Source organism: Streptomyces sp. NRRL S-340, assembly GCF_000720185.1.
GTDB lineage: Bacteria > Actinomycetota > Actinomycetes > Streptomycetales > Streptomycetaceae > Streptomyces.
In genome coordinates this window covers 207,659-232,109 of sequence record NZ_JOIY01000014.1, presented here as the reverse complement: position 1 = coordinate 232,109, position 24,451 = coordinate 207,659, and the positions used below count along the sequence as shown (strand labels likewise).

The 24,451-nt window shown below is 73.5% G+C and carries 22 protein-coding genes and 3 pseudogenes; 9 read left to right on the top strand and 16 right to left on the bottom strand.

Annotated elements, in window-relative coordinates; translation table 11 throughout:
* Nucleotides 1-131: 131 nt before the first annotated feature.
* A complete protein-coding gene (locus IG64_RS13805) occupies nt 132-1,253 on the bottom strand; it encodes an EamA family transporter (RefSeq protein ID WP_158771561.1) in 1,122 nt (373 codons plus the stop codon).
* Complete coding sequence (locus IG64_RS37600) at nt 1,250-2,170, bottom strand: LysR family transcriptional regulator (RefSeq protein WP_051812839.1); 921 nt, start codon at nt 2,168-2,170, stop codon at nt 1,250-1,252. The genes IG64_RS13805 and IG64_RS37600 overlap by 4 nt, the downstream gene beginning before the upstream one ends.
* Before the next feature lie 458 nt (nt 2,171-2,628).
* Between IG64_RS37600 and IG64_RS38765 the strand changes: the two genes are divergently transcribed.
* Entirely contained in the window at nt 2,629-2,811 is a 183-nt protein-coding gene (locus IG64_RS38765; protein ID WP_420709921.1) for a hypothetical protein, read from the top strand.
* Between the two features lie 31 nt (nt 2,812-2,842).
* Here the strand turns inward: IG64_RS38765 and IG64_RS42175 are convergent.
* A pseudogene (locus tag IG64_RS42175) lies at nt 2,843-2,968 on the bottom strand (DUF3291 domain-containing protein); the annotation flags it as partial.
* Between the two features lie 13 nt (nt 2,969-2,981).
* Between IG64_RS42175 and IG64_RS43250 the strand changes: the two are divergent.
* Nucleotides 2,982-3,344 (top strand): annotated as a pseudogene (locus IG64_RS43250) (DUF3291 domain-containing protein); the annotation flags it as partial.
* A 25-nt stretch (nt 3,345-3,369) separates the two neighbouring features.
* Here the strand turns inward: IG64_RS43250 and IG64_RS38750 are convergent.
* The 4 genes and pseudogenes from IG64_RS38750 to IG64_RS13775 form a co-directional block, all read right to left on the bottom strand.
* Nucleotides 3,370-3,867: a hemerythrin domain-containing protein gene (locus tag IG64_RS38750; RefSeq protein WP_078883986.1), complete on the bottom strand. Its 498-nt coding sequence runs from the start codon at nt 3,865-3,867 to the stop codon at nt 3,370-3,372.
* Nucleotides 3,868-4,020: 153 nt separating this feature from the next.
* Nucleotides 4,021-5,262: pseudogene (locus IG64_RS13785) on the bottom strand (MFS transporter); the annotation flags it as partial.
* The gene (locus IG64_RS13780; RefSeq protein WP_234438511.1) at nt 5,259-6,008 is read right to left on the bottom strand and encodes an ArsR/SmtB family transcription factor; all 750 of its coding nucleotides are present in this window, start codon (nt 6,006-6,008) and stop codon (nt 5,259-5,261) included. The pseudogene IG64_RS13785 and the gene IG64_RS13780, both read right to left, overlap by 4 nt.
* A 32-nt stretch (nt 6,009-6,040) precedes the next feature.
* A complete protein-coding gene (locus IG64_RS13775; RefSeq protein ID WP_051812837.1) occupies nt 6,041-7,021 on the bottom strand; it encodes a hypothetical protein in 981 nt (326 codons plus the stop codon).
* A 284-nt stretch (nt 7,022-7,305) separates the two neighbouring features.
* On the opposite strand from IG64_RS13775, the gene IG64_RS13770 reads away from it, so the two are divergent.
* On the top strand, nt 7,306-9,120 hold the full coding sequence (locus IG64_RS13770) for an FG-GAP repeat domain-containing protein (RefSeq protein ID WP_037855479.1): 1,815 nt from the start codon (nt 7,306-7,308) through the stop codon (nt 9,118-9,120).
* Between the two features lie 154 nt (nt 9,121-9,274).
* Here the strand turns inward: IG64_RS13770 and IG64_RS13765 are convergent, their stop codons facing one another.
* On the bottom strand, nt 9,275-9,820 hold the full coding sequence (locus IG64_RS13765) for an AAA family ATPase (protein WP_037855618.1): 546 nt from the start codon (nt 9,818-9,820) through the stop codon (nt 9,275-9,277).
* Between the two features lie 119 nt (nt 9,821-9,939).
* On the opposite strand from IG64_RS13765, the gene IG64_RS41150 reads away from it, so the two are divergent.
* Nucleotides 9,940-10,230, top strand: a complete 291-nt coding sequence (locus tag IG64_RS41150; RefSeq protein ID WP_158771559.1) for a hypothetical protein — start codon at nt 9,940-9,942, stop codon at nt 10,228-10,230.
* A gap of 291 nt (nt 10,231-10,521) precedes the next feature.
* On the opposite strand, the gene IG64_RS13755 is transcribed toward IG64_RS41150, so the two are convergent.
* Nucleotides 10,522-10,920 carry a DUF6234 family protein gene (locus IG64_RS13755; RefSeq protein ID WP_234438510.1) on the bottom strand — a complete coding sequence of 133 codons (399 nt, stop codon included), beginning with the start codon at nt 10,918-10,920 and terminating at the stop codon, nt 10,522-10,524.
* A 181-nt stretch (nt 10,921-11,101) separates the two neighbouring features.
* Here IG64_RS13755 and IG64_RS13750 point away from each other — a divergent pair, with 181 nt between their 5' ends.
* The gene (locus IG64_RS13750) at nt 11,102-11,536 is read left to right on the top strand and encodes a VOC family protein (protein ID WP_037855471.1); all 435 of its coding nucleotides are present in this window, start codon (nt 11,102-11,104) and stop codon (nt 11,534-11,536) included.
* Between the two features lie 69 nt (nt 11,537-11,605).
* Here IG64_RS13750 and IG64_RS13745 read toward each other — a convergent pair whose 3' ends face one another.
* Complete coding sequence (locus IG64_RS13745) at nt 11,606-12,205, bottom strand: TetR-like C-terminal domain-containing protein (protein ID WP_234438509.1); 600 nt, start codon at nt 12,203-12,205, stop codon at nt 11,606-11,608.
* A gap of 207 nt (nt 12,206-12,412) precedes the next feature.
* On the opposite strand from IG64_RS13745, the gene IG64_RS13740 reads away from it, so the two are divergent.
* Nucleotides 12,413-13,024, top strand: coding sequence for an NAD(P)-dependent oxidoreductase (locus tag IG64_RS13740; RefSeq protein WP_037855466.1), 612 nt, complete (start codon nt 12,413-12,415; stop codon nt 13,022-13,024).
* Between the two features lie 231 nt (nt 13,025-13,255).
* On the opposite strand, the gene IG64_RS13735 is transcribed toward IG64_RS13740, so the two are convergent.
* A complete protein-coding gene (locus tag IG64_RS13735; RefSeq protein ID WP_078883975.1) occupies nt 13,256-14,221 on the bottom strand; it encodes a LysR family transcriptional regulator in 966 nt (321 codons plus the stop codon).
* 70 nt (nt 14,222-14,291) lie between these two features.
* Here IG64_RS13735 and IG64_RS13730 point away from each other — a divergent pair, with 70 nt between their 5' ends.
* A complete protein-coding gene (locus IG64_RS13730) occupies nt 14,292-14,609 on the top strand; it encodes a hypothetical protein (protein WP_037855463.1) in 318 nt (105 codons plus the stop codon).
* Nucleotides 14,606-15,352: an SDR family NAD(P)-dependent oxidoreductase gene (locus tag IG64_RS13725; RefSeq protein WP_037855460.1), complete on the top strand. Its 747-nt coding sequence runs from the start codon at nt 14,606-14,608 to the stop codon at nt 15,350-15,352. The genes IG64_RS13730 and IG64_RS13725 overlap by 4 nt, the downstream gene beginning before the upstream one ends.
* 440 nt (nt 15,353-15,792) lie before the next feature.
* Here IG64_RS13725 and IG64_RS13715 read toward each other — a convergent pair whose 3' ends face one another.
* From IG64_RS13715 to IG64_RS13695, 5 genes are all read right to left on the bottom strand, one after another.
* Nucleotides 15,793-16,734: an ROK family protein gene (locus IG64_RS13715; RefSeq protein ID WP_037855450.1), complete on the bottom strand. Its 942-nt coding sequence runs from the start codon at nt 16,732-16,734 to the stop codon at nt 15,793-15,795.
* A gap of 41 nt (nt 16,735-16,775) precedes the next feature.
* Complete coding sequence (locus IG64_RS42165) at nt 16,776-18,707, bottom strand: dipeptide ABC transporter ATP-binding protein (RefSeq protein WP_037855447.1); 1,932 nt, start codon at nt 18,705-18,707, stop codon at nt 16,776-16,778.
* A complete protein-coding gene (locus IG64_RS13705) occupies nt 18,704-19,603 on the bottom strand; it encodes an ABC transporter permease (RefSeq protein WP_037855444.1) in 900 nt (299 codons plus the stop codon). Before IG64_RS13705 ends, IG64_RS42165 begins: the two co-directional genes overlap by 4 nt.
* Entirely contained in the window at nt 19,600-20,559 is a 960-nt protein-coding gene (locus IG64_RS13700; protein WP_037855442.1) for an ABC transporter permease, read from the bottom strand. Before IG64_RS13700 ends, IG64_RS13705 begins: the two co-directional genes overlap by 4 nt.
* A 408-nt stretch (nt 20,560-20,967) precedes the next feature.
* Complete coding sequence (locus IG64_RS13695) at nt 20,968-22,782, bottom strand: peptide ABC transporter substrate-binding protein (protein WP_037855440.1); 1,815 nt, start codon at nt 22,780-22,782, stop codon at nt 20,968-20,970.
* A gap of 319 nt (nt 22,783-23,101) precedes the next feature.
* Here IG64_RS13695 and IG64_RS13690 point away from each other — a divergent pair, with 319 nt between their 5' ends.
* Entirely contained in the window at nt 23,102-24,406 is a 1,305-nt protein-coding gene (locus tag IG64_RS13690; RefSeq protein ID WP_107474247.1) for an ROK family transcriptional regulator, read from the top strand.
* Nucleotides 24,407-24,451 lie beyond the last annotated feature (45 nt).

Below are 24,451 nucleotides of genomic sequence, written 5' to 3'. Positions count from 1 at the left end.
TCGGTGTGCCGCGGTCTGCCGCGGCACTTCGACGATCCCGGTTTCCGGGCCGCCGGCCCAGGCCGGTTCGGAGGTCGTGAACCGCTGTTCACGGATGACGTACCGCTCCGGCGCCCGCAGGCGGGCGGCGACTACGCTGACGGTGCGCCCGGCCGGGGCCGGCGCGGGCCTTCGGCCGGGTCCCCGTCCGGGGAGCGGCGTCCGCAGACGGCGACACCGGTGACGACCAGGAGCCCGCCGAAGCACTGCGGGAGTGTCAGGGCCTGGCCGAGCCACACATAGGCGATGACACCGGTGGCGACGATCTCGAAGGTACCGAGCATGCTCACCCGGGTCGGCCCGAGGGAGCGTACGGCACCGAGTACGAGCGCGAAGGGAGCGGCCATGCCGAGGACTCCGATCAGCACGAGCACGGCGAGGGTGCGCGGCTCCCACGCGCCGCTCTCGATGCGCCCGGGCGGCTGGACACAGCACCAGGCGAGGGCCGCGACCAGGGATCCGTACAGGGTGGAGGTGGCGGCCGGTACGGCGTCGCCGATGCCGCGGCCGCACACGAGGTACAGGATGTAGGCGCCGGCCGTGCCCAGTCCGAAGAGGAGGCCTACGGGGTCGAGTCGGCTGAGCTGGGCACCGCCGATGCCCACCATCAGGACGACTCCGCCGAGCGTGAGGGACAGGGCCGCCAGGACGCTGGCGGCCGGCCGTCTGCGTTGCCGGACGGCGTCGGCGCCGGTCAGCCAGGCGGCGGCGCTGTACTGCAGCACCAGCGCGACGGCCAGCGGCAGCCGGGCTATCGCCATCGAGTAGCAGTAGATGACGGCGGCGAGCGCCAGCCCGAAGAGGACGACCCCCGGCAGCCGCCGCCACGGCAGGCGCAGCAGGTCGCGGCGGGTGAGGCACAGGACGAGGAACAGGCTCAGGAACCCGGCGGACATGCGGAACTGAGTGACCGTCAGTGCACTGGTGCCGTGGTCGATGAGCACTCGCGAGGCAGTCCCGCTCAGGCCGAACAGGACGCAGGCGGCGACGACCATCAGGCAGCCCGGCGTCCCCGCCCGGCGGGAGGGGCCACGTCCCTCGGTGGCCGGTTCCCCGGGCCCGGGGTGCGTGCGGCGGTGTTCGGCGGGGCCGGGGTGCCTGGGGCGGTGCTCCTCGGGCCCGGGGTGCGTGGGGCGGGACTGGGCGGGGCCGGGGTGCGGGTGGCGGTGTTCGGCGGGGCCCGCACCGTCGTGCTCGGGCGGTCGCCGGCTCAACTCGCCATACCGCCTGCGGCGCGCGCGGCGGCCGGCTGGTCGGGCCGGGGGGCGCCCGGCGGGCGCAGCCGTCGCAGGTGCGGGACCACGTGGGCGGGAGTGACCTCCGCGTTCCAGATGAGTTCGGTCATCACCGGGGACAGCGCCGACGGCTGTATCTCCACCAACTGGCCTGATTCCAGCTGCGGTCCGACCGCGACGACCGGCATCACCCCCACGCCCATGCCGCCGAGCACGGAGGACTTCACGCCGTCGACGCTGCCCACCTGCTGGACCTGGACGCGGCCCAGGCGGGGCAGCACCTCGCGCTCGGCGATGTCCCGGTAGACGCAGCCCGGCGCGGTGACCAGGAGCCGCTGCGGGTGTGCCGCCGACTCGGGCGTGCCCGCCAGGACGACCCGGTCGGTCCACAGGTGCCGGCGGTCGTCGTCCCCGACGAGCCGGACCACCGCCGCCGGTGCCGGTGCGGTCGCCGAGTTGATGAGGGCCGCGGCCAGTTCACCCCGGCCGACCTGGTCGCGCAGCTGGGCGACCGAGCCGACGAAGATCTGGGTCTCCAGGTTCGGCATGAGCCGGCGGAGCATCCGCAGGAAGCCCGGCAGCCGGTAGGTGCACAGGGACGCGGTCGCGCCGATGTTCAGGCTGCTGGGCCGGTCCTCCGCGGCAGCGGTCACCGCCGCCTGGGCCTGCGCCAGTTTGTCCAGGATGTCGGTCGCGTACTCGAGGAAGCGGGTGCCCGCCTTCGTGAGCCGGTTCACCGAGGCGCCCCGCTCCAGCAGCGAGACGCCCAGGGTGCGTTCTAGCCCCTGCAGGTGGCTCGTGACCGTCGAGCGCGCATAGCCGAGCCGGTCGGCGGCCTCGGCCATGGTGCTGCTCTGCGCCACGGCCACGAATGTCTCCAGCCTCTGAACGTCCACCTTGCAGTCTCCTTCCGGCCCGGCTTGCGCAGGGCGCTCCGCCCGCCCCTCACTCCGCACGAGGACGACCTCAAGGCAATTTTAGACTACGACTCATGTTTGTTCTCAAGTACAGATATGGTCAAGGGTGTTGGATCACCGGAACCGGGGGCCGGTGAGGGTGGTTGATGAGGGCGGCCGGTGCGTGCCGCCGCGGGGCGAGCCGGCCGCGGCGCCGGCCCGCGCCACCCGGAATCGGGGTGGCGGGCCGGGCCCTGCGCCGGGGTGAGGACCGTGTGATCGAACCGCGGCGCCCGGAAGCGAACGCGACGGGCGGGGCCGCGCGTCCGGGAAAGAGACCGCCGCGCCGTTCGGACACGGGCCCCCTCCACCGGGACGGCCCCGGGGCGGCGGAGGGTACCGCCGAGGCCGCCGTCGGTGTTTCTATCTCCCATCCGGATTGTTCCTAGAATGGCCGGGTGGAGGACATCGACGCGATCGCGGTGCTGCAGGATCCGGTACGGCGTCGCCTGTACGAGTACGTGGTGGCCCAGGGCCGCGAAGTCGGCCGCATCGAGGCAGCCGAGGCGGCCGGGGTGGCGCGCACGCTCGCCGCGCACCATCTGGACAGGCTGCCTCCAGGTGGCCGCTGCGGTAGGTGAAGTCCCACAGCGCCTCCCGGGACTGCCACACCGTCAGGTTGACGATGATGCCCTCGCCCGCCGGGCGCAGGCCGGTGGCATCGGCCGCCCCCTCCTCCATGAGCCGCCATACGAATCCGGGCGCCTTCTCGGCGGCGGCGTTGACCGGGTCGAGCAGCTCGACGAACGGTGTGATGCGACGGCGCCGCGAATGGTTCGAACGGCACGTCGAGGCGCACCTGGTGCTCTGGTGGGTCCCCGCCGGTCACCGCCCGACCGCCGGCGAGGCCCTGGAGCGTCTGGCGGAGCTGCGGGAGCACGGGCCGGGGCCCCGGGCGTTCACCTTCGCCTCCCCCTGCACGGCGGCCGAGGCGGACCGGCACGCCGGGACCGCCGGGCACCTTCAGGACGGCCGGCGCCTCCGTACCGCCGAGCACCTTCAGGCGGTCCAGCCCCTTCAGGCCGCCCGGAACCTTCAGCCCGCACAGGCACCGCACGAGCCGGCCGCCGCGGGCGGGCGGCCGGCGGCGGCCGGGGGCGCGGCACCGGTGTAGCGGGGCGACGGCCGGGCCGCGCCGGTCACTCGCCGGCGGAGGCCACCAGTTCCCGCACCTTGTCGACGTCCCCGCGGCGCTCGTCGAGGTACTTGGCGCGCGCGGCCCGGAACGCCTCGCCGAGCTGCGACCGGCGGTCGGCGGCGACGTTCTCCCGTGCGTCGTTGAGCAGGGTCCGCTCCTCCTCGTCGGCGTGGTGGTTGACCGCGGTGACGAGTTCCTCCAGTTTCTCGTCCCACTCCTCGGAGCCGGTGTCCTCGACCTCCAGCAGGGCGAGCAGGGCCTCGTTCGCCTCATGGTGCTCGTGCACACTGTGGTCGACGTCGTCGCCCTCCACGTTCTTGTAGCGCCGCAGGGCCGGATAGACCTCGTCCTCCTCCGCGCAGGCGTGCGCGATGAGGAGCTGGGCGAACTCCCCGAGCGCCGCGGCCCGGTCGGCCTCCGCGTTGCGCATGGTGCGGAAGAGATCCTCCATCCGCCGGTGGTCCTTCAGGATCAGTTCGACGACGTCCGTGGACGGCACAGTGACTCCCCACTCCTCGGTGACAGCGTTCCGCCCGCGCGGATACCCCCGTTGCCGCGGTCCAGACGTGCGGCGCGAGCGGATGTCCGCCTCGGCGGCACCGCCCCCGACGGCGGCGAGGAGCGGTTCACCGGGCGCCAGGGAGCGAACGCGCGGCACCGGCGAGGCAAGCAGCCAGAGCACCGACAGCGCTCCCCCGGCGGCGGCCACGACCAGGGTCGCCCTGAGCCCGACGACGGTGGCGAGCACTCCCCCGGCCAGGGCACCGAGGGGGCGGACCCCGTAGTTGACCGTGCTGTACGCACCGGCCACACGACTGCGCATGGCGTCGGGAATGACCGCGGCCTGCAGGGAGTTGAGGTTGACGTCGAAGAGCATGACGCCGATGCCGGCGAGGAATTCCGCGAGCCCCAGCGCGCCCGCGCGGGCCCACGGCGGACCGCCCGCGGCGGCGGCGAGGGCCAGCGGGGCCGGGAACAGTACCGAGCCGGCCGCGATGCTGTGGCCCAGGCCGATCCACCGCGACATCACCGGGGCGAGCACCGCGCCCAGCAGTGCTCCGGTCGACCCGATGCCGAAGGCCAGCCCGATGGCCCCTGGCGACAGTCCGAGCACGCGGTCGGCGAACAGCACGGTCATGCCTGTGCCCGTCAGGAACGTGAAGAAGTTGACGGTCGTCGCACAGCCGAGACTCGCTCGCAGCACGGGGTGACGGACGATGAAGGCCACTCCTTCCCCGGCACGGCGCAGCAGTGCGCCGCCCGCCCGCTCGCCCTGGGCGGCATCCGGGTCACGGGCGGCGGCAGGTTCGTCCATCCGGATCCGTCCCACGAGGGCTGCGGAGACCAGGAAGGTCAGGGCGTCCGCGATCACGGCGACGGGTGCGGTGACGGCCTGGACGAGAGTTCCGCCCACGGCCGGACCGGCGATGTAGGAGGCGGAACGGCTGGCGCTGAGCCTGCTGTTGGCGTCGACGTAGGACGAGCGCGGTACGAGGCGGGCGAAGAAGGGCGGGTAGGCGGTGTTGAACAGCACGCCCGCGGCCCCGGTCAGCAGCGCCACCGCGTACAGCTGGGTGAGCGTCACGTCGCCCCACAGGGAGGCGAGCGGCAAGGTCAGCAGCAGGCACGCGCGGGCCAGATCGGCGAGGACCATCAGGCGGCGCTTGCGCGCCCTGTGATCGACCCAGGCGCCCAGGACGACGGCGAGGAGGTTCGGCGCCCAGGCGAGCGCCGTCAGCCACGCGACCTGCTGCGCCGAGGCGTGCAGAGCCCCTACGGCGATCAGCGGCAACGCCAGTTCGGAGATGCGGTCACCGAACTGGGAGGCCGACTGTCCCGCCCAGAACCGGAGGAACCGCCGGTCCCTCCACAGCGAGGCGGGCGGAGTGCTCATATGTCTTCGCCGGTCTGCACTCCGGTGTCTTCGCCGGTCTGCACTCCGGTGTCTTCGCCGGTCTGCACCCGGGCCGCTTCGCCGGCCGGCTCTCCGGCCGCGTCCCCGGACCGTTCTTCGGTGGCTTCATCGGTTGGACCTCCGGCCGCTTCGCCGGCCGGCTCGTCGCTGCTCTCAGGGAGTTGGTAGCGCAGGAGCCGGACCCCGCGGGCGCCGTCCGGCCGCTGCGCCCGGTCCCGTGTCACGTAAGGGGCGAGGACGGTTTCGATCGCGTCCTCGATGGCCGCCAGCTCTTCGGCGGACACCACGACGCGGGTGTCGGCCAGCCCCGCGAGACGGCGCCACCGCGGATCGAGCCCGGGTTCGGTCTCCGTCACCCATCGATGCGGCAGTCCGGCCGAGCGGAGGAACATCTCCCGGGACAGCGACCTCGCGGCCGAGCGCCCCTCCTCGTCCTCGGGCACCTCGAACCGGAAACCCCGGGCCGCGGCCTCCCACCGCCGCGCCCGGCGGTCCGTTGCGGGTTCGGCGTCGCGGACGAGCCCGAATCCCGCCAGATGGCGCAGATGCCAACTGGTCACCGACGGGGTCGCCCCGACGTGCGGTGACAGCTGCGTGGCCGTGGCGGGCCCGTCCCGGTGGAGCCGTTCGAGGATGGCGAGCCGTACGGGGTGAGCCAGCGCCCGCATGGCCTTCGGGTCGGTGATCTCGAGGTCGCCCAGGCGATTGTGACGGTCCATGGTCATACCTGAGAGTGTTCTCTCATAACATGTGAGAGTCAACTCTCATACTGTGGGCGGCCGAGCGGGCGCCCGAAGCGTCCCGGAACGTTCTGGCCTCCCCGCACCAGCGCCCGTAGCAGCCCCGCCCCCGTCAGCACCGCCGTGAGGTGCAGGGTCACCGCCAGGGCGGCGTTCTCCGGGTAGTGGACGTCGCTCGGGTGGGCCAGGGTCACGTACACCGTGGCCGGCAGGCGCCAGCCGCTCCACGCGAACATCGAGCCCGACCCCAGCCACGCCGTCGCGAGCAGGACCGGGTACCACAGCCGGGCCGGCCGGCGCCGGCGGAGGATCAGGACGGCGGCGGACGCCGCGAGCGCCCAGCAGGCGCTGACGCCGGTCAGTACGTGCCAGCCGGCCGGCCGCTCGTCGCGGTCCGTGATGCCCAGCAGGCCGCCGGCCGCCCAGTAGAGCCAGAGCGAGCCGGTCAGGGCGCCGGTCACGACGGGCCACCACGGCCCTGACGAGGCGCGGGGCCCGGTCCGTCGCGGGCGGCGCAGTGCGTGGGGCCGGCGCCGTCGCAGGTAGGCGGGGAACGCGACGGCCAGCGCGAGCCCGGTTCCCACGAAGCTGCACTGGAGCAGGACCGCCTCCCAGCCCGGCATCTCCGCGGCACCGCCCGGCTGCCCGGAGCCCGCCGGGCTCCGGGTCCGGGAGTCCACGAGGGCGCTGACGGCCACGAACGGCAGGATCGACACCAGGAACCCGGAGCCGACCCAGGCGACGAACCCCACCAGCCGGCCGGGGATCCGCATCCCCCAGGGGCGTACCAGCGCCAGCCCGAGCGTGATCCCGGCCGCGGCCATGCCGATCGTGACGGTGTTGAGGACGAGCCAGCCGCGCAGGCCGAAGCCGCGCCCGACCGGCAGCAGTCCCAGCAGCGAACCGGCCACCCACGACACCTTGATGACCAGGTACGGCACGAGGGCGCCCGCCGCCCCGTACGCCGCCGCGCGCCCGATCCGGTCCCCACGCTCCACCGCGTCTCCCTCCGCCGGGGCCATCCTGCGGCGCCCGCGCCCCCGCCCGCGTCAGCCCCCGGGCGCATCCCGCTCCCCCGCACGGCGGACCCGCCCTCCGCCCCGCGGACACCGTGCGCGCGCCGCGCGTGCGTCGGCCGCGGAGCGTCGCGGGACCGGGTCGCGGAGCGAGCCGTACACCGGGTCGCAACGCCGCGTGTACAACCAATTCGCCTTGCCGGTGGTCGGACCGGCGGGGACGCACCAGGTGGCGTCCCGGTCCGTTCGTGCGGGAGGAAACGTTCTTGTCGTCTCAACACACCGGCCGGCGCCGTCTGGGCGCCGCCGTCGTCACCGTCCTGGCCGTCACACTCGCCACGGGTTCCCTGGCCGCGGCCCCGGCGGGCGCGGCTCCGGCCGCTGCCGTGACAGCGGGGGCGGGCGACCTGCTCCCGATGGTGCCCGGCGCCCGGCTCGCCTCCGCGGGCGCCCGAGGCTTCATGACGTACGTCCCGCACGACGGCGAGGACGGGAAGCTGCGCTGGACCCCGTACGCGGGCGGGCCGAGTCGCGACACGGCCTACGGCACCATCGACGGGATCGTCGAGACGTCCGGGGACACGGCCGTCGTCACCACTGGTGACATGAACGGGACCAACGTCCTGGACATGTCCACCGGGACCTCGTTCGGCATGAAGGATGTCCACGACGGTCTGGACAGCCTCTACGGCGGCACGGCCGGGTCGGCCCTCTTCGTCCGCGGGGCCACGAAGCTGTGGCTGGAGACCAAGGACGCCGAACCGCGGCCGGTCCAGGGCATGCCGGAGGGGGCCTCCTACGACCGGGTGCGGCCGGCGGACGCCACGCACGGCCTGCTCAGCGTCAGGACCGCGCAGGGCGGGGAGCGCTTCGGCCTCGTCGACCTGACGGACGCCACGCTCACCTTCCCCTACCCGCGGCAGGCGCGGAACCCCGTGGTCCGCGGCAACCGTCTTGCCTGGGCCGAGGACGACACCGCCACGAACACCGTGCGGGTGGTCGTCCGCGACCGGACCACCGGTGCCGAGACGGCCGTCGCCGTACCGGGGACCACGGCAGGGGCGGGCCTGCGGTTCGGGCTGCTCGGCGACTGGGTGACCTACGGAACCACCGCCTTGCACCTCAGGACCGGCGAGAAGACCGAGTTCCTCGACCACGAGGACCTCTCGTACACCACCCCTGACGGCGCGGCGCTGATCGTCCAGGGCAGCAGCTCCGCCCGGGGCAAGGGCTTCTACCGCCTCTCGCTCGGCGCGGACGGCCGGCCGGCGGTGCGGCTCCTCGCGCACGCAGGCACGCCCACCTCCGCCCTGCACGACATCGACGACGACGGTCTCGCCGACCTGCTGGGCCGGGACGCCTCGGGCGTGCTGTGGCGGGACAGCGCCCGGGACGGACGGGCGCGGGCGCGGATCGGCGGTGGCTGGCAGACCTACGACAAGATCGAGAACGTCGGTGACATCGCGGGGCCGAAGAACCCCGGGTTCACCCCCGAACTCGTCGCCCGCGACAAGGACGGCGTGCTCTGGCTGTACTCGGGCCGGGAGGACGGCAACTTCTCCGCGCGCGTCCGGGTCGGCCCGGGCTGGCAGACGTACGCGCACATCACCGGCGGCAGCGACCTCACCGGCGACGGCCGCCCCGACGTCGTCGCCGTCGACAGAAGCGGCGGCCTGTGGCTCTACCGCAGCACCGGCAGCGCGTCCCGCCCCTTCGAGGCCCGCGTGCGCATCGGCCACGGCTGGGACGTCTACAACCAGCTCGTCGCCGTCGGAGACCTCGCCGGAAGCGCCGGCGGTGACCTCGTCGCCCGCGACAGGGACGGCGTCCTGTGGCTCTACCTCGGCAAGGGTGACGGCACCTACGCGCAGCGCACCAGGATCGGCGCGGGCTGGCAGGTCTACTCCCAGCTCGTCGGCGCCGGTGACGTCGACCACGACGGCAAGGCCGACCTCTTCGCGTACCGCCCCGACACGAGCACCGTCTACCTGTACTCCGGCACGGGTGACGCCACGCGGCCGTGCGAGGCCCGCACGGTCTCGGACGCCCACACGGGCCACGCGTACAACCACGTGAGCTGACCCGGAGGCCGGCTGTCGCTCCGGGCGTGACGTGCCGCCCGTCCCGCCCGGAGTAGCACCGGCACCGACACCGCGGACGCCGGTGGGGCCCCCGGCGCCCGCCCCCGTCCTGCGGCCCACGCGGCACGCCACCTGCGCGGGCCGGCCCCCGCCGTCAGGGGCGCGCAGCCGCGGGCACCCGCGCGAGCACGAGGCCGGCCAGTTCCGGCGGGGCCAGCTCGCCGTCCAGGGACACGGTGCCCCGCGGGAGTACGTCGGCAGCCGCCAGGCAGGCGGGGATCCGGGCCTTGCACCAGGCGCGGATCCGCTCGTCGCTCGCCGGGTCGCCGGGCGTGAAGACCCGGCCGTCGATGCGTTCGGCCAGCACGTCGGCAGGGACCTTCAGGAAGAAGTGGAGGACCTCCACGCCCGCGTCCGCGAGCCGGCCGAAGATCTCACCCGCGTACGCCGGATCGACCAGGGTCATCGGCACCAGCACCGGCCGCCGGTACTCCTCGACCAGACCGACCGCCATGGCGGCCACCTGGCGGCGCCACAGCGGCAGATCCTGGAAGTCGCCGGTCGGCACCTCCACGATCCCGCGGAGCACGTATCCGACCGTCTCCGGGTCGAACACCAACGCCTGCGGCCAACGGGACCGCAGCTCCTCCACCAGGGTGGTCTTGCCACTGCCGAACGCGCCGTTCACCCAGACGAGCACGGGCTTCTCCTTCACCACGGACACAGGGACGGGCCTCTCAGGCCGGCCGGTGGCACGTCCCGGGGACGGGCCCGGGCAAGCTCCGGTACCCGGCGGGCGGACGGCAGGGGTCGGAAGTCGTGACCGTCGTGGTCCTGACCCGCGCTTCGGCGATGGTGACCACCCGCGGACCGGCGCCGGCCGGACCGGCCTCGACGGACACGGCCCGCGCGTCGGCCGCTTCCACGGACACGGTCCGGGCACCGGCCGCCACCGCGGACACGGCCCCGGCGCCGACCGGACCGGGCCCCACGGACACGGCCCGGGTGCCGGCCGCCGTCGCGGAGTCCCATCCGGCGCCGGCCGTCCCGCACACGCTCGCCAGGAGCGCGGCGGAGGAGGCGAGCACCGCGGCGGCGGCGCAGGCGTGACGACGGTTCATGAAGCGTCCTCTGCTGCGGACATCGGCTGACACCCGGACAGAGCGCGGACCGCCGGGGCGCGTTTCACCGGTCGTCGACTGTGACGGGACGGTGACAACCGCCGGGCACCAGGCGGCCGGTCCGCCGCACCGCCGGGACCTTTCCGCGCGAGGGCGGGGCACGCTTCCCGGGGTGTGGCCGGGCGGGAAGAGCTGCGGTGCCGGGGTGCGATGGGTGCGGTGGCGGTGCAGGGCACACCCGGCGGGCGGCCGCGCTCTGCGTCAAGCGGACCTGCGGCGCTCAGCAGTTGGCGCTGTAGCGGACACATCCGACCGGCGGGCGGTGGCTGCGGTCCCAGTCGTGCTGCGCGGCCGCCGGCACTCCGCCCGCCAGGAGCGCCACCAGCAGGTGCGCGGTCACCGTCCAGCGGGCGCGGAAGACGGCCGCTGGAACGGCCACGACGAGTACGGCGATCAGCAGCGTACGCACCCGTCCCATCTGCGCCAGGGCAGCCGCGTCGATCTCCGCCCGGTCGCCCTGGGCCGCCCAGACGTCCAGGCCGTAGCCGTAGACGCAGTCCAGCACGAGCCAGGCGGCTTCCAGCAGGAACAGCGGGATCGCGAGGGCGAGGTCCACGCCCGGCCGCGTCCGCTGCGACCAGGGGCGCCGGCGCCTCGGGGCCGGAAGAATGTCCGTCATGGGTGCAGGCTGCCGTGACCGCGGGGCGACGCGCATGAGTACCCGTACTCAGGGCCTGTGTCCGGTCGTCAGGGCCGGACGTACCGGGGGCCGGACGGCGGGCCGCCCGGGCCCGCCGGCGTCGGCGGGAGGGCGCTCATAAAGGAGTTGACCAGGGAAGTCACGCTGCTACGGTGGCACGATGACATCGGTCAGACAGTTCCAGGTCACCTTCGACTGCGCGGATCCCGAACGCGTCGCCCGCTTCTGGTGCGAGGTGTTGGGCTATGTCCTCCCGCCTCCGCCGGACGGGTTCGCCACCTGGGACGATTTCAACAGCTCCCTCCCGCCCGAGGAGCGCGGCGCGTGGGCCGTCTGCAAGGACCCCACGGGCGTGGGCCCGCGCATGTACTTCCAGCGCGTCCCCGAGGGGAAGACCGCCAAGAACCGGGTGCATCTCGACGTGCGGGCCGGCACCGGACTCGTGGGTGAGGAGCGCCTGGCCACCCTGAAGGCCGAGTGCGAACGCCTGGTCGCGCTCGGCGCGGTGTGCCTGGAGGTGCTGGTCGCCGACGAGGAGAACGAGTCCTGCATCGTGATGCAGGACATCGAGGGCAACGAGTTCTGCCTCGACTGACCTCCCTCCGGGGCGGCGACGTCCCGGGCAGCAGGAGCCCTTCACCCCGCTACGGGGGAAGGGCTCCTGTCATTTCTCCGCCAGGAGGGCGGCGACCTCGGCCGCCGGCCGGCCCGTGTGAAGGCTGATCAGGTCGGCGATCAGGTCGTCCAGGGGCGGCCAGGGGATGTCCCCGTGGTCGTTGTAGAGGCTGATCAAGCCGTGCATCGCGGTCCAGAGCATGAGTCCGGCCTGCCACTGCCGCTCCGCCGTGGAACCGCGGTCCCTTCCGCCGGCGGCCGCCAGGGAGGCGACGACCGACTCCAGCAGTTCGGCGCCGGCGCCGTGCGCGGACCCCGGGACGAGGTCGGCCGGCATCCGCCCGCCGAAGAGCGTCCGGTAGTGGCCGGGCTGCTCGACTCCCCAGCGCACGTACGCCGCGCACCGGCCGACGAGGTCGGACAGCGGGTCCGGCGCGCAGCGCGCGGCCTCGTTCATCAGGCCGGCCAGTTCGTCGTAGCGCAGGCGCAGTACGTGCTCGATGAGCGCACCCAGGTCCGCGAAGTGACCGTAGATGCTGGCGGGCGCCACCCCGACCTCCCGCGCGACCTGCCGCAGCGTGAGCGTCTCCGGCTGGTCGAGGGTGGCCAGCAGCCTCGCCGCGGCGGCCACCAGCTGGGCCCTGAGCACCTGTCCCTGCCCCCGAGGATTGCGGCGGCGACGGGTGGGGGCGGCTTCCGGCGCTGCTCCCTCGTCGGACGACACGTTGACCCTTCCCAGCAGTGCGAACCGTTCACCAACAGGTGTTCATGCTACAGCGCCGGGCCGCCTTGACAGCCGTAACCAACAGTCGTTTACTCATGTCACCAACAGTTGTTCAGTCAAGGACGGACCACCATGCGTATCGCGATACTCGGCGCCTCCGGCAGGGTCGGCGGCCTGCTCACCACCCAGGCCCTGGAACGGGGGCACGAGGTCGTCGCCCTCGTCCGCACCCCGGGCCGGGTCACCGTGCCCTCGCGGCAGCGGGTCGACGTGCGGCAGGCCGACGTCTTCTCCCCGCAGACCTTCCCCGGCCTGGACGACGTCGACGTGGCCGTCTCGGCCATCGGCATCGGCAAGAAGGACGGACCGGGCGCGCTGGTCGCCGGGGCCGGGCTGCTCGCCGCGGCGCCGGTGCGCACGGTGTGGCTCGGCGCCCTGGGGTCGGGGGTGTCGACCGGCGCGGGCGGGCGGATCTACCAGGCGGTGATGCGGGTGGCCGTCGGCAAGGAACTGGCCGAGAAGGCCGAGGCCGACCGGATCGCCCTGAACGCGGGCGCCACCGTGTTCCACGCGCCGGATCTGACCGACGGTCCCGTCAGTCCCGGGCGCCGCCTCGTACCGCTCGCGGAGCTGCGCCGTCCGCTGCTGCCGCCCAGGATGTCCCGCGCCTCCGTGGCCGCGCTCATGCTGGACGAGGCCGAGTCGGCCGGCCACGCCGGTGAGGTCGTCGTGCCCCTGGGCTGACCACCCGCCCGCACGGACGCCGGTCCGCCCGTCACCGGCCCGCCGCTGCCGGCTGCCCGCTGCCCGCCTCTTCCGCTCCTGCCTCCTGCCTCCTGCCTCCTGCCTCCTGCCTCCCACGGTGGTGACCGTCGGGGCGGACGTGGTCATGTTCGCGGTGGACCACCGGGGTACGAGGAGAGCGCCCGCCGAAGCGGTGGCCGCGCAGGGGGACGGCCGGTCTCCCGCCCGAGGTCATGGAGACGATCGCCCCTCTCGACGCCCGTCGCCGTCCGGCCCCGCCGGCCGCTGGGCTCCCGCGGAACGGCTCGCGTGCGATTCCCCGGAGCGACTCGCGTGCGGCCCCTCGGAACGGCTCGCGTGCGGGTGTGCTTCGAGGGCGGCGGCCACGAAGGACGCGACCAGCGGCCGGCGGTCCTGCTCGTTCCAGGCGAGCACGAGGCGGCTGGGCGGCGCGTCGGTCACCGGGACGCCGGCCAGCCCGGCCGGGACCGGTTCGACCAGCGAGCGGGGCAGGACCCCGATCATCCGGTTCATCGAGACCATGTGCAGCATCTGGACCACGTCGGCGACCTCGGGTCCGGTGCCGTCGCCCTCGGGGACCCCCTTCCAGCGGGGCAGCGTCTCTCCCTCCAGGTCGGACATCCGCACCGCGGCGCGCCCGGCCAGCCGGTGCCCGGCCGGGACGACGACCACCCGGTCCTCGGTGTGCAGCGTCTCGTGCGCCAGGCCGTCGAGGTCGTCGAACGGCACGTAGAGCAGGCCGACGTCGGCCCGGCCGTCGTGCAGGAAGTCGGCACGGTCGGCGGGGCCGCTGAAGAGGATGTCCACCCGGCGGGCGTCGGGCTGCTGGGCGTACCCGGCCAGCAGCCCGGACAGCAGGCCGGCGTCACCGCCGGGTTTGAGGACGAGCCGCAGCGGGGCCTCGGTGTCCCCGGCGCGCCGGGCCCTGCGGACGGCGGCGGCGACCGCGTTGAGCGCGTGCCGCCCGTGTTCCAGCAGCGCCCGTCCGGCCGGGGTCAGCTCGACGTGCCGGCTGGAGCGGACGAACAGCGCCACGCCGAGCCGGGTCTCGATCCGCCGGATCGCCTTCGACAGCGCCGGCTGGGCGATCGAGAGCCGGACGGCGGCCCGGCCGAAGTGCAGTTCCTCGGCGACCGCGACGAAGTACTCCAGCTCCCGGGTCTCCAGTTCACTCATGCCCCCAGGTTATCGCCGGATGTCCAACCGGTCTTGGACGCGGACGGCACCGGGTGCCGAGAATTGCAGCATGATCCAGCACACAATGATCGTTTCCTTCGACCAGCCCCTGCCTTCGGACACCCTCGACCAATACCTCGCAGATATCGAAGAGGTGATGCGCGCCACCGGTCTCGTGGAGTCGGCCGTCACCCGCCGCCACCTTCCCGTCCCCGGCGAAGAGGCCGTCCCCGCGCTGATCGGGTCCGCGATCGTGCGGTTCACCGTGGCCGACCTGGACACGCTGGCGAAGGCGTTCACCGCGCCCGGCCTGCACGAGGTCATCGACCGCTGGCAGTCCCGGCACCCGTACCGGGTCGCCTGGGCGAACCACGAGGTGATGGCATGAGCGGCGGCTCCCGCAGGGCGGGGCTCGTCACGGGGGCGGGCAGCGGGATCGGCCGCGCGGCGGCGCTGGAGCTGGCCCGCGGCGGGGCGGCCGTCGCCGTGCTCGACATCGACGCGGACTCGGCGGCCGAGACGACCGGGCTGATCCGGGCGGAGGGCGGTGAGGCGCTGGCCGTGACGGTCGACATCGCCGACGAGCGCTCGGTGCGGGAGGCCGTGGAGCGCACGGTCGCGGCCTACGGCGGTCTGCGGTTCGCGGTGAACAACGCGGGTCTCGCCTCGCACCACCGGCAGCTCGACCAGATGTCCCTGGAGGAGTTCGAGCGGGTGGTACGGGTCAACCTGGCCGGGACCTTCCTGTGCATGAAGCACGAGCTTCCCCTGCTCGGGGACGGTGGCGCGATCGTCAACGTCGCCTCCGACGGAGGCCTCTACGCGATCCCGACCGCACCCGCCTACGTCGCCGCCAAGCACGGCGTCGTGGGCCTCACCAAGGCCGCCGCGGTCGACTACGCGCCGCGCGGCATCAGGGTCAACGCCGTCTGCCCCGGACCGACCCGCACGCCCGGGTTCGAACGGGTGGCGGCCGGCACCGACCTGATCGCCCTTCAGGAGTCGATCACCCCGCTCGGCCGGATGGCGACCCCGGAGGAGGCCGCGGCGGCGGTGGTCTGGCTCTGCTCGGACGCCTCGTCCTACGTCACCGGGACCGCGCTGTCGGTGGACGGCGGCCGACGGGCCTGAGCGTCGTCACGGCCGGGGGACGCCCGGCCGTAAGCCCCCGGTGCAGTAAACGCCTTGGACGCCTTGGACACCCTGGACGCTTGGGACCGCCCCGGCGCCCTGGGCGTCCCAGCGTCGTGCGCTGTGCGGCGGCGGCCGGTGACCCCACTGCACGGGCGGACTCCTGGCCGCCCGCGCGGCGGAGGGCGGCCGGACGCGGGGCGGAGGGCGGCCGGACGCGGGGCGGAGGGCGGCCGGACGCGGGGCGGAGGGCGGCCGGACGCGGGGCGGTCAAGGGCACGTACGGGACGCCGGGCGCCGAGCGCCCCTGCTGTCCTCCGGGCGGGTCCCGGGCCCCGTCCTCCGGGCGAGGCCCGGGACCCGGACCCGTGGTCCGGTTCGGGACCGCGGGCTTCAGCGGCACAGGCGGGGCGGTGACGGAAGCGCCGCAGGTGCTTGCCCTACGCCGTCGCCCTGAGTTCCGTGTCCAGTTCCCGGCGGGCACGGGCGGCGGCGCCGACCGGGACGGCGTCGGCGGCCAGGGCGGCCCGGACCAGGCGGACGGGGTGGCCGCTGACCGGGGGGTCGGCGGCCAGGGCGGACAGGATGACGGGTTCCAGCAGGGGCCAGGCACGGCTGACGCCCCCGCCGACGACCACCGTGGTGATGTCGGCGACGCCCGCCGTGATCACGATGGCCCGGGCGATGCCCGCCCCCGCCGCGCGGTACACGGCGAGGGCGTCCTCGTCACCCCCGGTGGCGGCCTCGGCGACTTCGCGGGCGGTACGGCTGCGGCCGGTGCGGTCGGCGTAACGGGCACCGATGGAGCGGCCGGAGGCCAGCGTCTCCAGGTGGCCCCGGCCGCCGCAGGAGCAGGGCAGGTCACCGAAGCCGGGGATGTGCCCGATCTCGCCGGCCGCGCCGTGCGGACCGGCGTATAGGGCGCCGTTGGTCCACAGGGCGCCGCCGACGCCGGTCCCCAGGGTCATGCCGAGGACGTCGGCCTCGCCGCGCACCGCTCCGCCGCAGACCTCTCCGTAGAGGAAGGCGTTGACGTCGTTGTCCAGGTAGGCCGGGACGCCGAGGGCCTCTTCGACCGCGGCGGTGACGGCGAATCCGGCCCAGCCGCGGAAGGAGTCGCTGGCGACCAGGATGCGGCCGTTCACGGAGTCCACCACCCCGGCGGCACCGACCCCGGCGCCCACCAGGCGGCCGGGCGTACGGGCCAGCAGCGGGGCGAGCGCGTCGAGCGCGGCGCCGACCATGGCCGGGCCGCCCTCCTGTGCGGGGGTGGCGGTCTCCGCGCGGTCGAGGACGGTCAGGTCGTCGGAGCAGAGGACCACCTGGGTGGTGGTGCCGCCGATGTCGATGCCGGCGAGGAGCGGCCGGAGGGTGGGGGGCATGGCCGGTTCCTGCGGGGTGTGCGGGGCGGGAAGGGGTCGGGTCACGCCTGGGCCTCCGTACGGCCGGCCGCGAGGGTGGCCAGGCGCTCGGCCCGGCGGCCCCGCTGCACCACCGGGTCGGGCACCGGTACGGCGGCCAGCAGACGGCGGGTGTAGTCGGTCTCCGGGTGCAGCAGGGTCGTCCCGGTGGGGCCCTGCTCCTCGATCCGGCCGGCGCGCATCACCACGACGCGCTGGGCGAAGTGCTGGACGACGGCGAGGTCGTGGGAGACGAACAGGCAGGCGAAGCCCAGGTCGCCCTGGAGTTCGGTGATGACCTCCAGGACCGCTTCCTGCACGCTGACGTCGAGCGCGCTGGTGGGCTCGTCGGCGACCAGCAGCCGGGGTTCGAGTACCAGGGCGCGGGCCAGGCTGACCCGCTGGCGCTGTCCGCCGGAGAGTTCGCGGGGCGCGCGCCGGGCGACCTCGCGGGGCAGCCGGACCCGGTCGAGGACGGCGGCGACCTTGGCCTGCCGGTCCTTGGCGGACAGGTCGCGGCGGTGGATCCGGAGCGGTTCGGCGACGCACTCGCCGACGGTCATCCGGGCGTCGAGGGAGGCCACCGGGTCCTGGAGGACGACGCCGATACCGGCCCGCAGGGCGCGGCGGGCCCGGGCGCGGGTGCGGGCGAGATCGGCGCCGAAGAGGGAGACGGTGCCGGAAGTGGGCGGGATGAGGCCGAGCGCCACCCGGGCGGCGGTGGACTTGCCGGAGCCGGACTCGCCGACCAGGCCGAGGGTCTGCGCCGGTTCGACCCGGAAGGACACTCCGCCGAGGGCGCGCACGGCGGCCTTGCCGCGCCCGAACACCACGGAGACGTCCCGCAGTTCGACCACGGGTTCCGCCTCGCGACTCGCTACTGCTCCGGTGGCGGAAGCGTCGGCGGATCCGCCCGCGGGCCGGTCCGGGGTCCGGTCCCCGGGGGCGCCGGAGCCGGGGGGCGGAGCCGACGGCCCGGCCGCCGGACCGTCCGTGCGGGCCCGGGCGGTCGCTGCGGGCCGGCCGGTGCCGTGGCCGGAACCGGCGGTCCGGCCGGTGCCGTCCTGCGCCACGGCGGAACCGGCGGACCCGGCGGACCCGGCGGTGCCGTCCGCCGCCCCGGCGACGGAGAGCCGGGGCACGGCGGCCAGCAGGCGCCGGGTGTAGTCGTGCGCGGGGCGCAGCAGGACGTCCTCGACCGGACCCGTCTCCACGATCTCCCCGCGGTACATGACGGCGACCCGGTCCGCGAAGTCGGCGACGACACCCATGTTGTGGGTGACGAGCAGCACGCCGGTGCCGGTCTCGGCGGCGAGCCGGCGCAGCAGGTCGAGGATCTCGGCCTGCACGGTGACGTCGAGCGCGGTGGTCGGCTCGTCGGCGATGAGCAGTCCGGGTTCGTTGGCGATGGCCATGGCGATGACGACGCGCTGGCGCTGGCCGCCGGAGAGCTGGAAGGGGTAGGCGCGGGCGCGCTTGCCGGGTTCGGGGATGCCGACGCGGCGCAGCAGTTCGACGGCCTCGGCGGCGGCGTCCTTGGCGGACACCTCGCGGTGGTTGCGGATCACCTCGGCGATCTGCTTGCCGATCCGGGTGAGCGGGTCGAGCGCGGTGGCCGGCTCCTGGAACACCATGGAGACGGTCTTGCCGCGCAGCGCGGCGAGGCCGCTCTCCGGGGCGCCGACGATCTGGGTGCCGGCGATGACGGCGCTGCCGGTGGCGCGGGCGTTCGCGGCGAGCAGGCCCATCGCGGCGAGCGCGATGGTCGACTTGCCGGAGCCGGACTCGCCGACCAGGGCCAGCGTCTCGCCCGGCCGGACCTGGAGGCAGACGCCCTTGACGGCGGGCACCTCGCCGGTCTCGGTGGTGAAGACGACGCCGAGGTCGTCGAGTTCGAGGATCGGGCCGGGCGCCGCGGTACGGGCGGCGGCGGGGCCCTTGGTGGTGGCGGTCATCCGCGTCCCCTCACATCGAATGCGTCGCGGAGTCCGTCCCCGATCGCGTTGAACGCCCACACCACCAGGATGATGGCCAGGCCGGGCGGCAGGATCAGCCACCAGTAGCCGGAGTAGGCGGCGGTGAGCCCGGCGGAGAGCATGCCGCCCCAGTCGGTCTGCGGCGGCCTGACTCCCATGCCCAGGTAGGAGACGTAGGCGACGAGCAGGATGGCGTCGGCGACCTGGAAGGTGGCGGCGACGATGACGGTCGAGACCGAGTTGGGCAGGATGTGCCGCAGGATCGCCCGGGCGTGCGTGCCACCGATGGCGCGCAGGGTCAGGACGTAGTCGCGGTTCTTCAGGGTCAGTGTCTCGGCGCGGACCAGCCGGGAGGGCACCAGCCAGGACACCAGGCCCAGGATGAGGACGAGTCCGGCCAGGCCCGGTGTGGTGATGGCGGAGACCACGAGCAGGATGAACAGCGCGGGGATCGCGATGCCGGCGTCGACGATCCGCATCATCACGGCGTCGATCCAGCCGCCCGCGTACCCGGCGGCGGCGCCCCACAGCGTGCCGATGACGGTGGCCAGGACGCCCGCGGCGAGGCCGACGACGAGCGAGACCTTGCCGCCGTACATCAGCCGGCCCAGTTCGTCGTGGCCGACGGCGTCGGTGCCCAGCCAGTGGGAGCCGCTGGGGGCGAGGTTGACCTGCTGGAGCATGGTGTGGGTCTGGTCGGTGGAGTACACCAGCGGGCCGGCGAAGCAGAACAGGAAGAAGAGGACCACGACGGCGAGCCCGACAACGGCCAGCCTGTTGCGCAGGAAGCGGCGAACGGCGAGCCGTGCGCCGGAGGCCTCGCGCGGGGCGGCGGCCTTCGCCGGGACCGTGTCCGGCTGGATGACGGCGCTCATGCCCGGCCTGCCTTCACTCGGGGGTCGATGATCCGCTGGACGATGTCGGCGAGCAGGGTGCCGGTGACGGTGGCGACGGCGATCACCAGGACGCAGCCCAGCAGGACCGGGTAGTCGGAGGACTGTGCCGCCGTCCAGAACAGCAGCCCCATGCCGGGGTAGTTGAAGAGCTGTTCGACGACCAGGGCACCGCCGAACAGCACGGGCACGTAGTAGCCCAGCATGGCCACCACGGGCGTCAGCGAGTTGCGGAACACGTGCCGCCACAGGATGGCGCCGGGGCGGGAGCCGCCCGCCCGGGCGGTGCGGACGTAGTCCTCGGAGAGGTTCTCCAGGGTGGCCGAGCGCATGTACCGGCTGAACACCGCGACCATGGAGGCCGCGCCCGCGACCACCGGCAGCACCAGGGCCTGCGGGTCGGAGAAGACCTGGCCCAGGGTCTCGCCCTGCGGGGCCTGCGAGGGGAACCAGGCGAGCTGCTGGCTGAAGACCAGGACCAGGATCAGACCGAGGAAGTAGACGGGCGTGGAGTAGGCGATGAAGCTGAGCGTGGTGATGACGTAGTCCGCCGCCTTGTTGCGGCGCACGGCCTGCCACATGCCGAGCGGGACCGCGAGGACGAGACCCACCAGGGCCGACAGCACGGTGAGGACGAGGGTCTTCGGCAGTCGCTCGGTGATGAGCTGGGAGACGGGCTCGTTGAGGGTGTACGAGGTGCCGAGGTCGCCGTGCAGCAGTTGGCCGAGGTAGTAGAAGTACTGGACGGGCAGGGACTTGTCCAGGCCCTGTTCGTGGTTGAAGCGGGCGATCTGCTGGGCGGTGGCCTGCGGTCCGAGGATCCCGCGTGCGGGGCCTCCGGGGAGGGCGTGCAGCAGGCCGAAGACGACGATCGTCACGATGACGATCACGGCGACGGCCTGCAGGACGCGTCTGATCAGGTACGAGGAAGTACTCATGTGTTTTCCGGTCGCTTCGTCTCTGTGGCGCGCGGGCGTCACCTGGACAGGGGCGTCACTGCGACATGGGCGCCGGCGTGGGTGCCGGTGCGGCGGGCAGGTGGGCTGCGGGTGCGGGTGCCGGGTGGGCGGGTGCCGGTGTGACGCGGGTGCGCGGCGGGGTGTGCGCGGGGTGCGGACGGCCGGCCGGGCGGCCGGGTGCCGCCGGCCGGGTGCCGCGGGCCCGCGCGGGAGGGACCGGACTCAGAGCTGCGGACAAAAGTGGGTTCCGATCAGCGGGCGGTGTCCGGTGCGTGCGATCGCAAGGCGCCGGAAGGTCCTTGCGGCGGAGCTGCCAGGGCCTTCCGGCAACGCGGCGAGGGCGCGTGCCGGGCGCCGCCCGCCGGGGCCCACTTTTGTTCGCAGCTCTTACTTGGTCCACTTCCACATGGCGGGGTGGAAGTTGGCGAGGGAGTCCTGGGCGAAGCCGCCGAGGCCGTTCCTGACCACGGAGATCTGGTAGTCGGGCTCGGGCAGCCAGACCACGGGGAGGTCCTTGGCGAGTGCGGCGCTGTACTTCTGCACCGCCTCGTCCGAGGAGGAGGTGGTGGTCTCGGTGATCAGCTTGTCGACCTCGGCGTTGGAGTAGCTGCCGAAGTTGGAGCCGCCGCCGGTGGCGAAGAGCGAGTCGCCGCTCGGGTAGGCGGGGAAGTACCAGCTGCCCGCGGTGCCGAAGAAGGACAGCTGCCACTTGCAGCCCGAGTCGCCTGCGGTGCACTGCCCGGCCTGCGACAGCACGGAGTTGACCGGTGCGGTCTTGATGCCGTACTTGATGCCGGTCTTCGCGAACGACGACTGCAGCGCGCTCATCATGTTGTCGGTCACGGTCGAGCCGGACTGGGACAGCACCTGCATCTCGAACTTGGTGCCCTTGTCGACGCCCGCGCCGCACTGGTCGCCGCCGGTGCCGGGGCGGGTGCACACCATGGTGCCGCCCTGCTCGGTCCAGCCGTGGCCGGTGAGCAGCTTCCTGGCCGCGGCGGTGTCGAACGGGTACGGGTTGTTCTTCTGCTCGGCGGAGACGAAGGACGACTCCTGGCCCTGCGGGACCGGGCCGTAGGTGGGGACGGCGCTGCCGTTGAACACCACCTTCGCCAGGGTGGTCTGGTCCACCGACATCTGGATCGCCTGGCGGGCGTACAGCTGCTTGAACACCGGGCCCATGGCAGAGTTGTTGAAGTTGTACGGCATGTAGGTGATCGCCCAGCCGCTCCACGGCTTGACCGAGTAGCCCCTGGCCTTGAAGGACGCCTCCTGGCCCAGGTCCGTGGCGTTGATGTAGCCGTAGTCCACGGTGCCCGCGCGCAGCGCGTTCTCCTCGGCGTCCGTGGTCGTGAACGGCAGCAGGTTGACGTTCTTGATGTTGGCCTTGCCGCCGCCGTCGTACTTCGCGTTGGCGGTCAGCTGGACCTTGCCCGCGGTCGAGAACGACTTGATGGTGTACGGGCCGCTGACCGTCTTCCACAGCGGGTCGGTCGCGTAACCGGAGATCTTCTTGGCCGCGTTGTTGAGGTACGTCCAGACCTGCTTGGCCCCGGCCGGGGTGCGGTCCAGGTCGGAGACGGCGCCGGAGTCGCCGGTCTTGTCCCAGACGTGCTGCGGCATGGTGCGGATCATGCTCAGCTCGTTGGCGAGCATCCACTCCTGGTTGTAGGCCTTGTCGAAGGTGAGGGTGAAGTGCGTGGCGTCGACCGTCTTGAACGAGGTCCAGTTGTCCGGTGCCTTGCCCGGGCTGTAGCTGGCCCAGTCCGCCTTGTTCGCCTTGACGAGGTTGAACCAGAATTCCACGTCACGGGAGGTGATCGGCTTGCCGTCGCTCCAGTGGCGGTTGCCGAGGGTGATCGTCACGCTCTTGCTGTCCGCGGCGAACTGGGCGTCGGTGGCCAGCGAGTTGGCCTTGTTCCAGCCGACCTTGCCGGTGGAGCCGTCGTACGCGATCAGCGGCTCCCACACGGCCTGGGATATGGAGGAGTTGTTCGTGTTCAGATGTGCGGCGGTGCCGACCGGGAGGATCCAGTTCGGTGTGAAGTTCGCCGGGAGGGCGTAGTTGACGGTGTCCGACGACGACGGACCGGAGGACGAGGTACCGCCTCCGGAACAGCCGGTGACCAGCGCGCCGGTGATGACGGCGGCACCCGCGACGAGGGCCCAGCGGCGGCCGGCCGCCGTGTGAGCAAGGAACATGACTCTCCTCAGAGTGAAAGGACCCGCAAACGTCCCGGGAGGACCCGGACCGGCGCCGCGGGATCGGCGCTGTGCATGGCGACAGTCAACGACGGACGCGCCGAACAAACAAACAAGAATTAGTAACAAGTAAGTTACTCCGATCTCGATGAAAGTCCCCTCCACCCACTCCGGACGCCTCTGACGGTGCTTATGCACCATTTTGAGGCGTATTCACGATGCACCAGCACGGTTCACTTTCTTCACGGAGCTGTTCCCCACCCGTCAGGACGGGCGTACTGTCTCCGTCACACCCAACACCGCGGAAGTTACTTCGTACATGACTGAAATAAGTGCACGGGACCGCAAGAGCACCAAGGGCGTGTCCGCGAAAGGCACCGCGTCGAAGGGCGCCACCTCGAAGAGCCCCGCGCCGAAGGGCGCGACCCTCGCCACGCGGGTCCTCGAACTCGTCGCCTCGGGCCAGGCCTCGTCCCGCGCCGAACTCGCGCAGCTCCTCGGCGCGGCCGCCTCCACCATCTCCCTCACCGTGGCCGAGCTGGTCGAGCGCGGACTCCTCGCCGAGGAGGGCACCCAGTCCTCCACCGGGGGGCGCCCCCGCAGGGTGCTCAGGGCGGGCAGCACCGACGAGTACGCCGTCGCCGCCGACGTCGGCGGCCGGCACGCCCGGATCGGTGTGGTGCTCCCGGGCGGCGGGGTCGGTGACGTCGCCACCGTGCCCTTCGAGATCGCCGACGGCCCCGAGGCCGCGCTGCCGCGGCTCGCCGAGCACCTGGAGACCCTCGCCCAGCAGCGGGGCCGCGACCGGCTGAGGGGCGTCGGGCTCTCCTTGCCCGGCCCGGTGGACGTCACCGCCGGCGCGGTCGTCCTGCCGTCCCGGATGCCCGGCTGGAACCGCTTCCCGGTCGCCGCCTGGCTGGAGGAGCGCTTCGGCGTCCCGGCCGTCGTCGACAACGACGCCAACTGCATGGCGGTCGGCGAGCAGAGCGTGCGGCCCGCCGAGCACCGGCAGTCGATCACGGTGAAGATCGGCTCGGCGATCGGCGCCGGTGTCATCGCCGACGGGCACCTCTACCGGGGCGCCACGGGTGCCGCGGGCGACATCACCCACATCCGCATCGACGGCGGCGGCGCCGACGTCCCCTGCTCCTGCGGGAACACGGGCTGCCTGGAGACCGTGGCCTCGGGTGCCGCGCTCGTGCGGATCCTGCGCGAACGCGGTCTGGACGTCACCAGTCCCGAGGACGTGGTCCGGCTCGCCGGCGACGCCGACCCGGAGGCCACCCGCGCCGTCCGCCGGGCGGGCGACCACCTCGGCCAGGTGCTCGCCGCCAACGTCAACTTCTTCAACCCGGACGCCGTCTACCTCGGCGGCATCCTCTCCACCCTGGAACCGTTCGTCGCCGCGGTGCGCAGCCAGCTCTACGAGAGCTGCCACCCGCTGGTGACCGAGCACCTCACCATCGAGCGGGCCGTCCTGGGCGCCGACGCCGGACTGGTCGGGGCCGGGCTGTTCGCCCTGCAGCGCGCTCTGGCCCGCGCGCTGGGCGAGGCCGGCGGCTCCGCCGCCCGCGCGGGCGGCCCGGACCGGTTCCCCGCCGTCACCCCTCTCCCGAGGAGCTGACGCCCGCCCGGCCCGGCGTGGGCCGGCCTAATCCGCGCCCGGCCC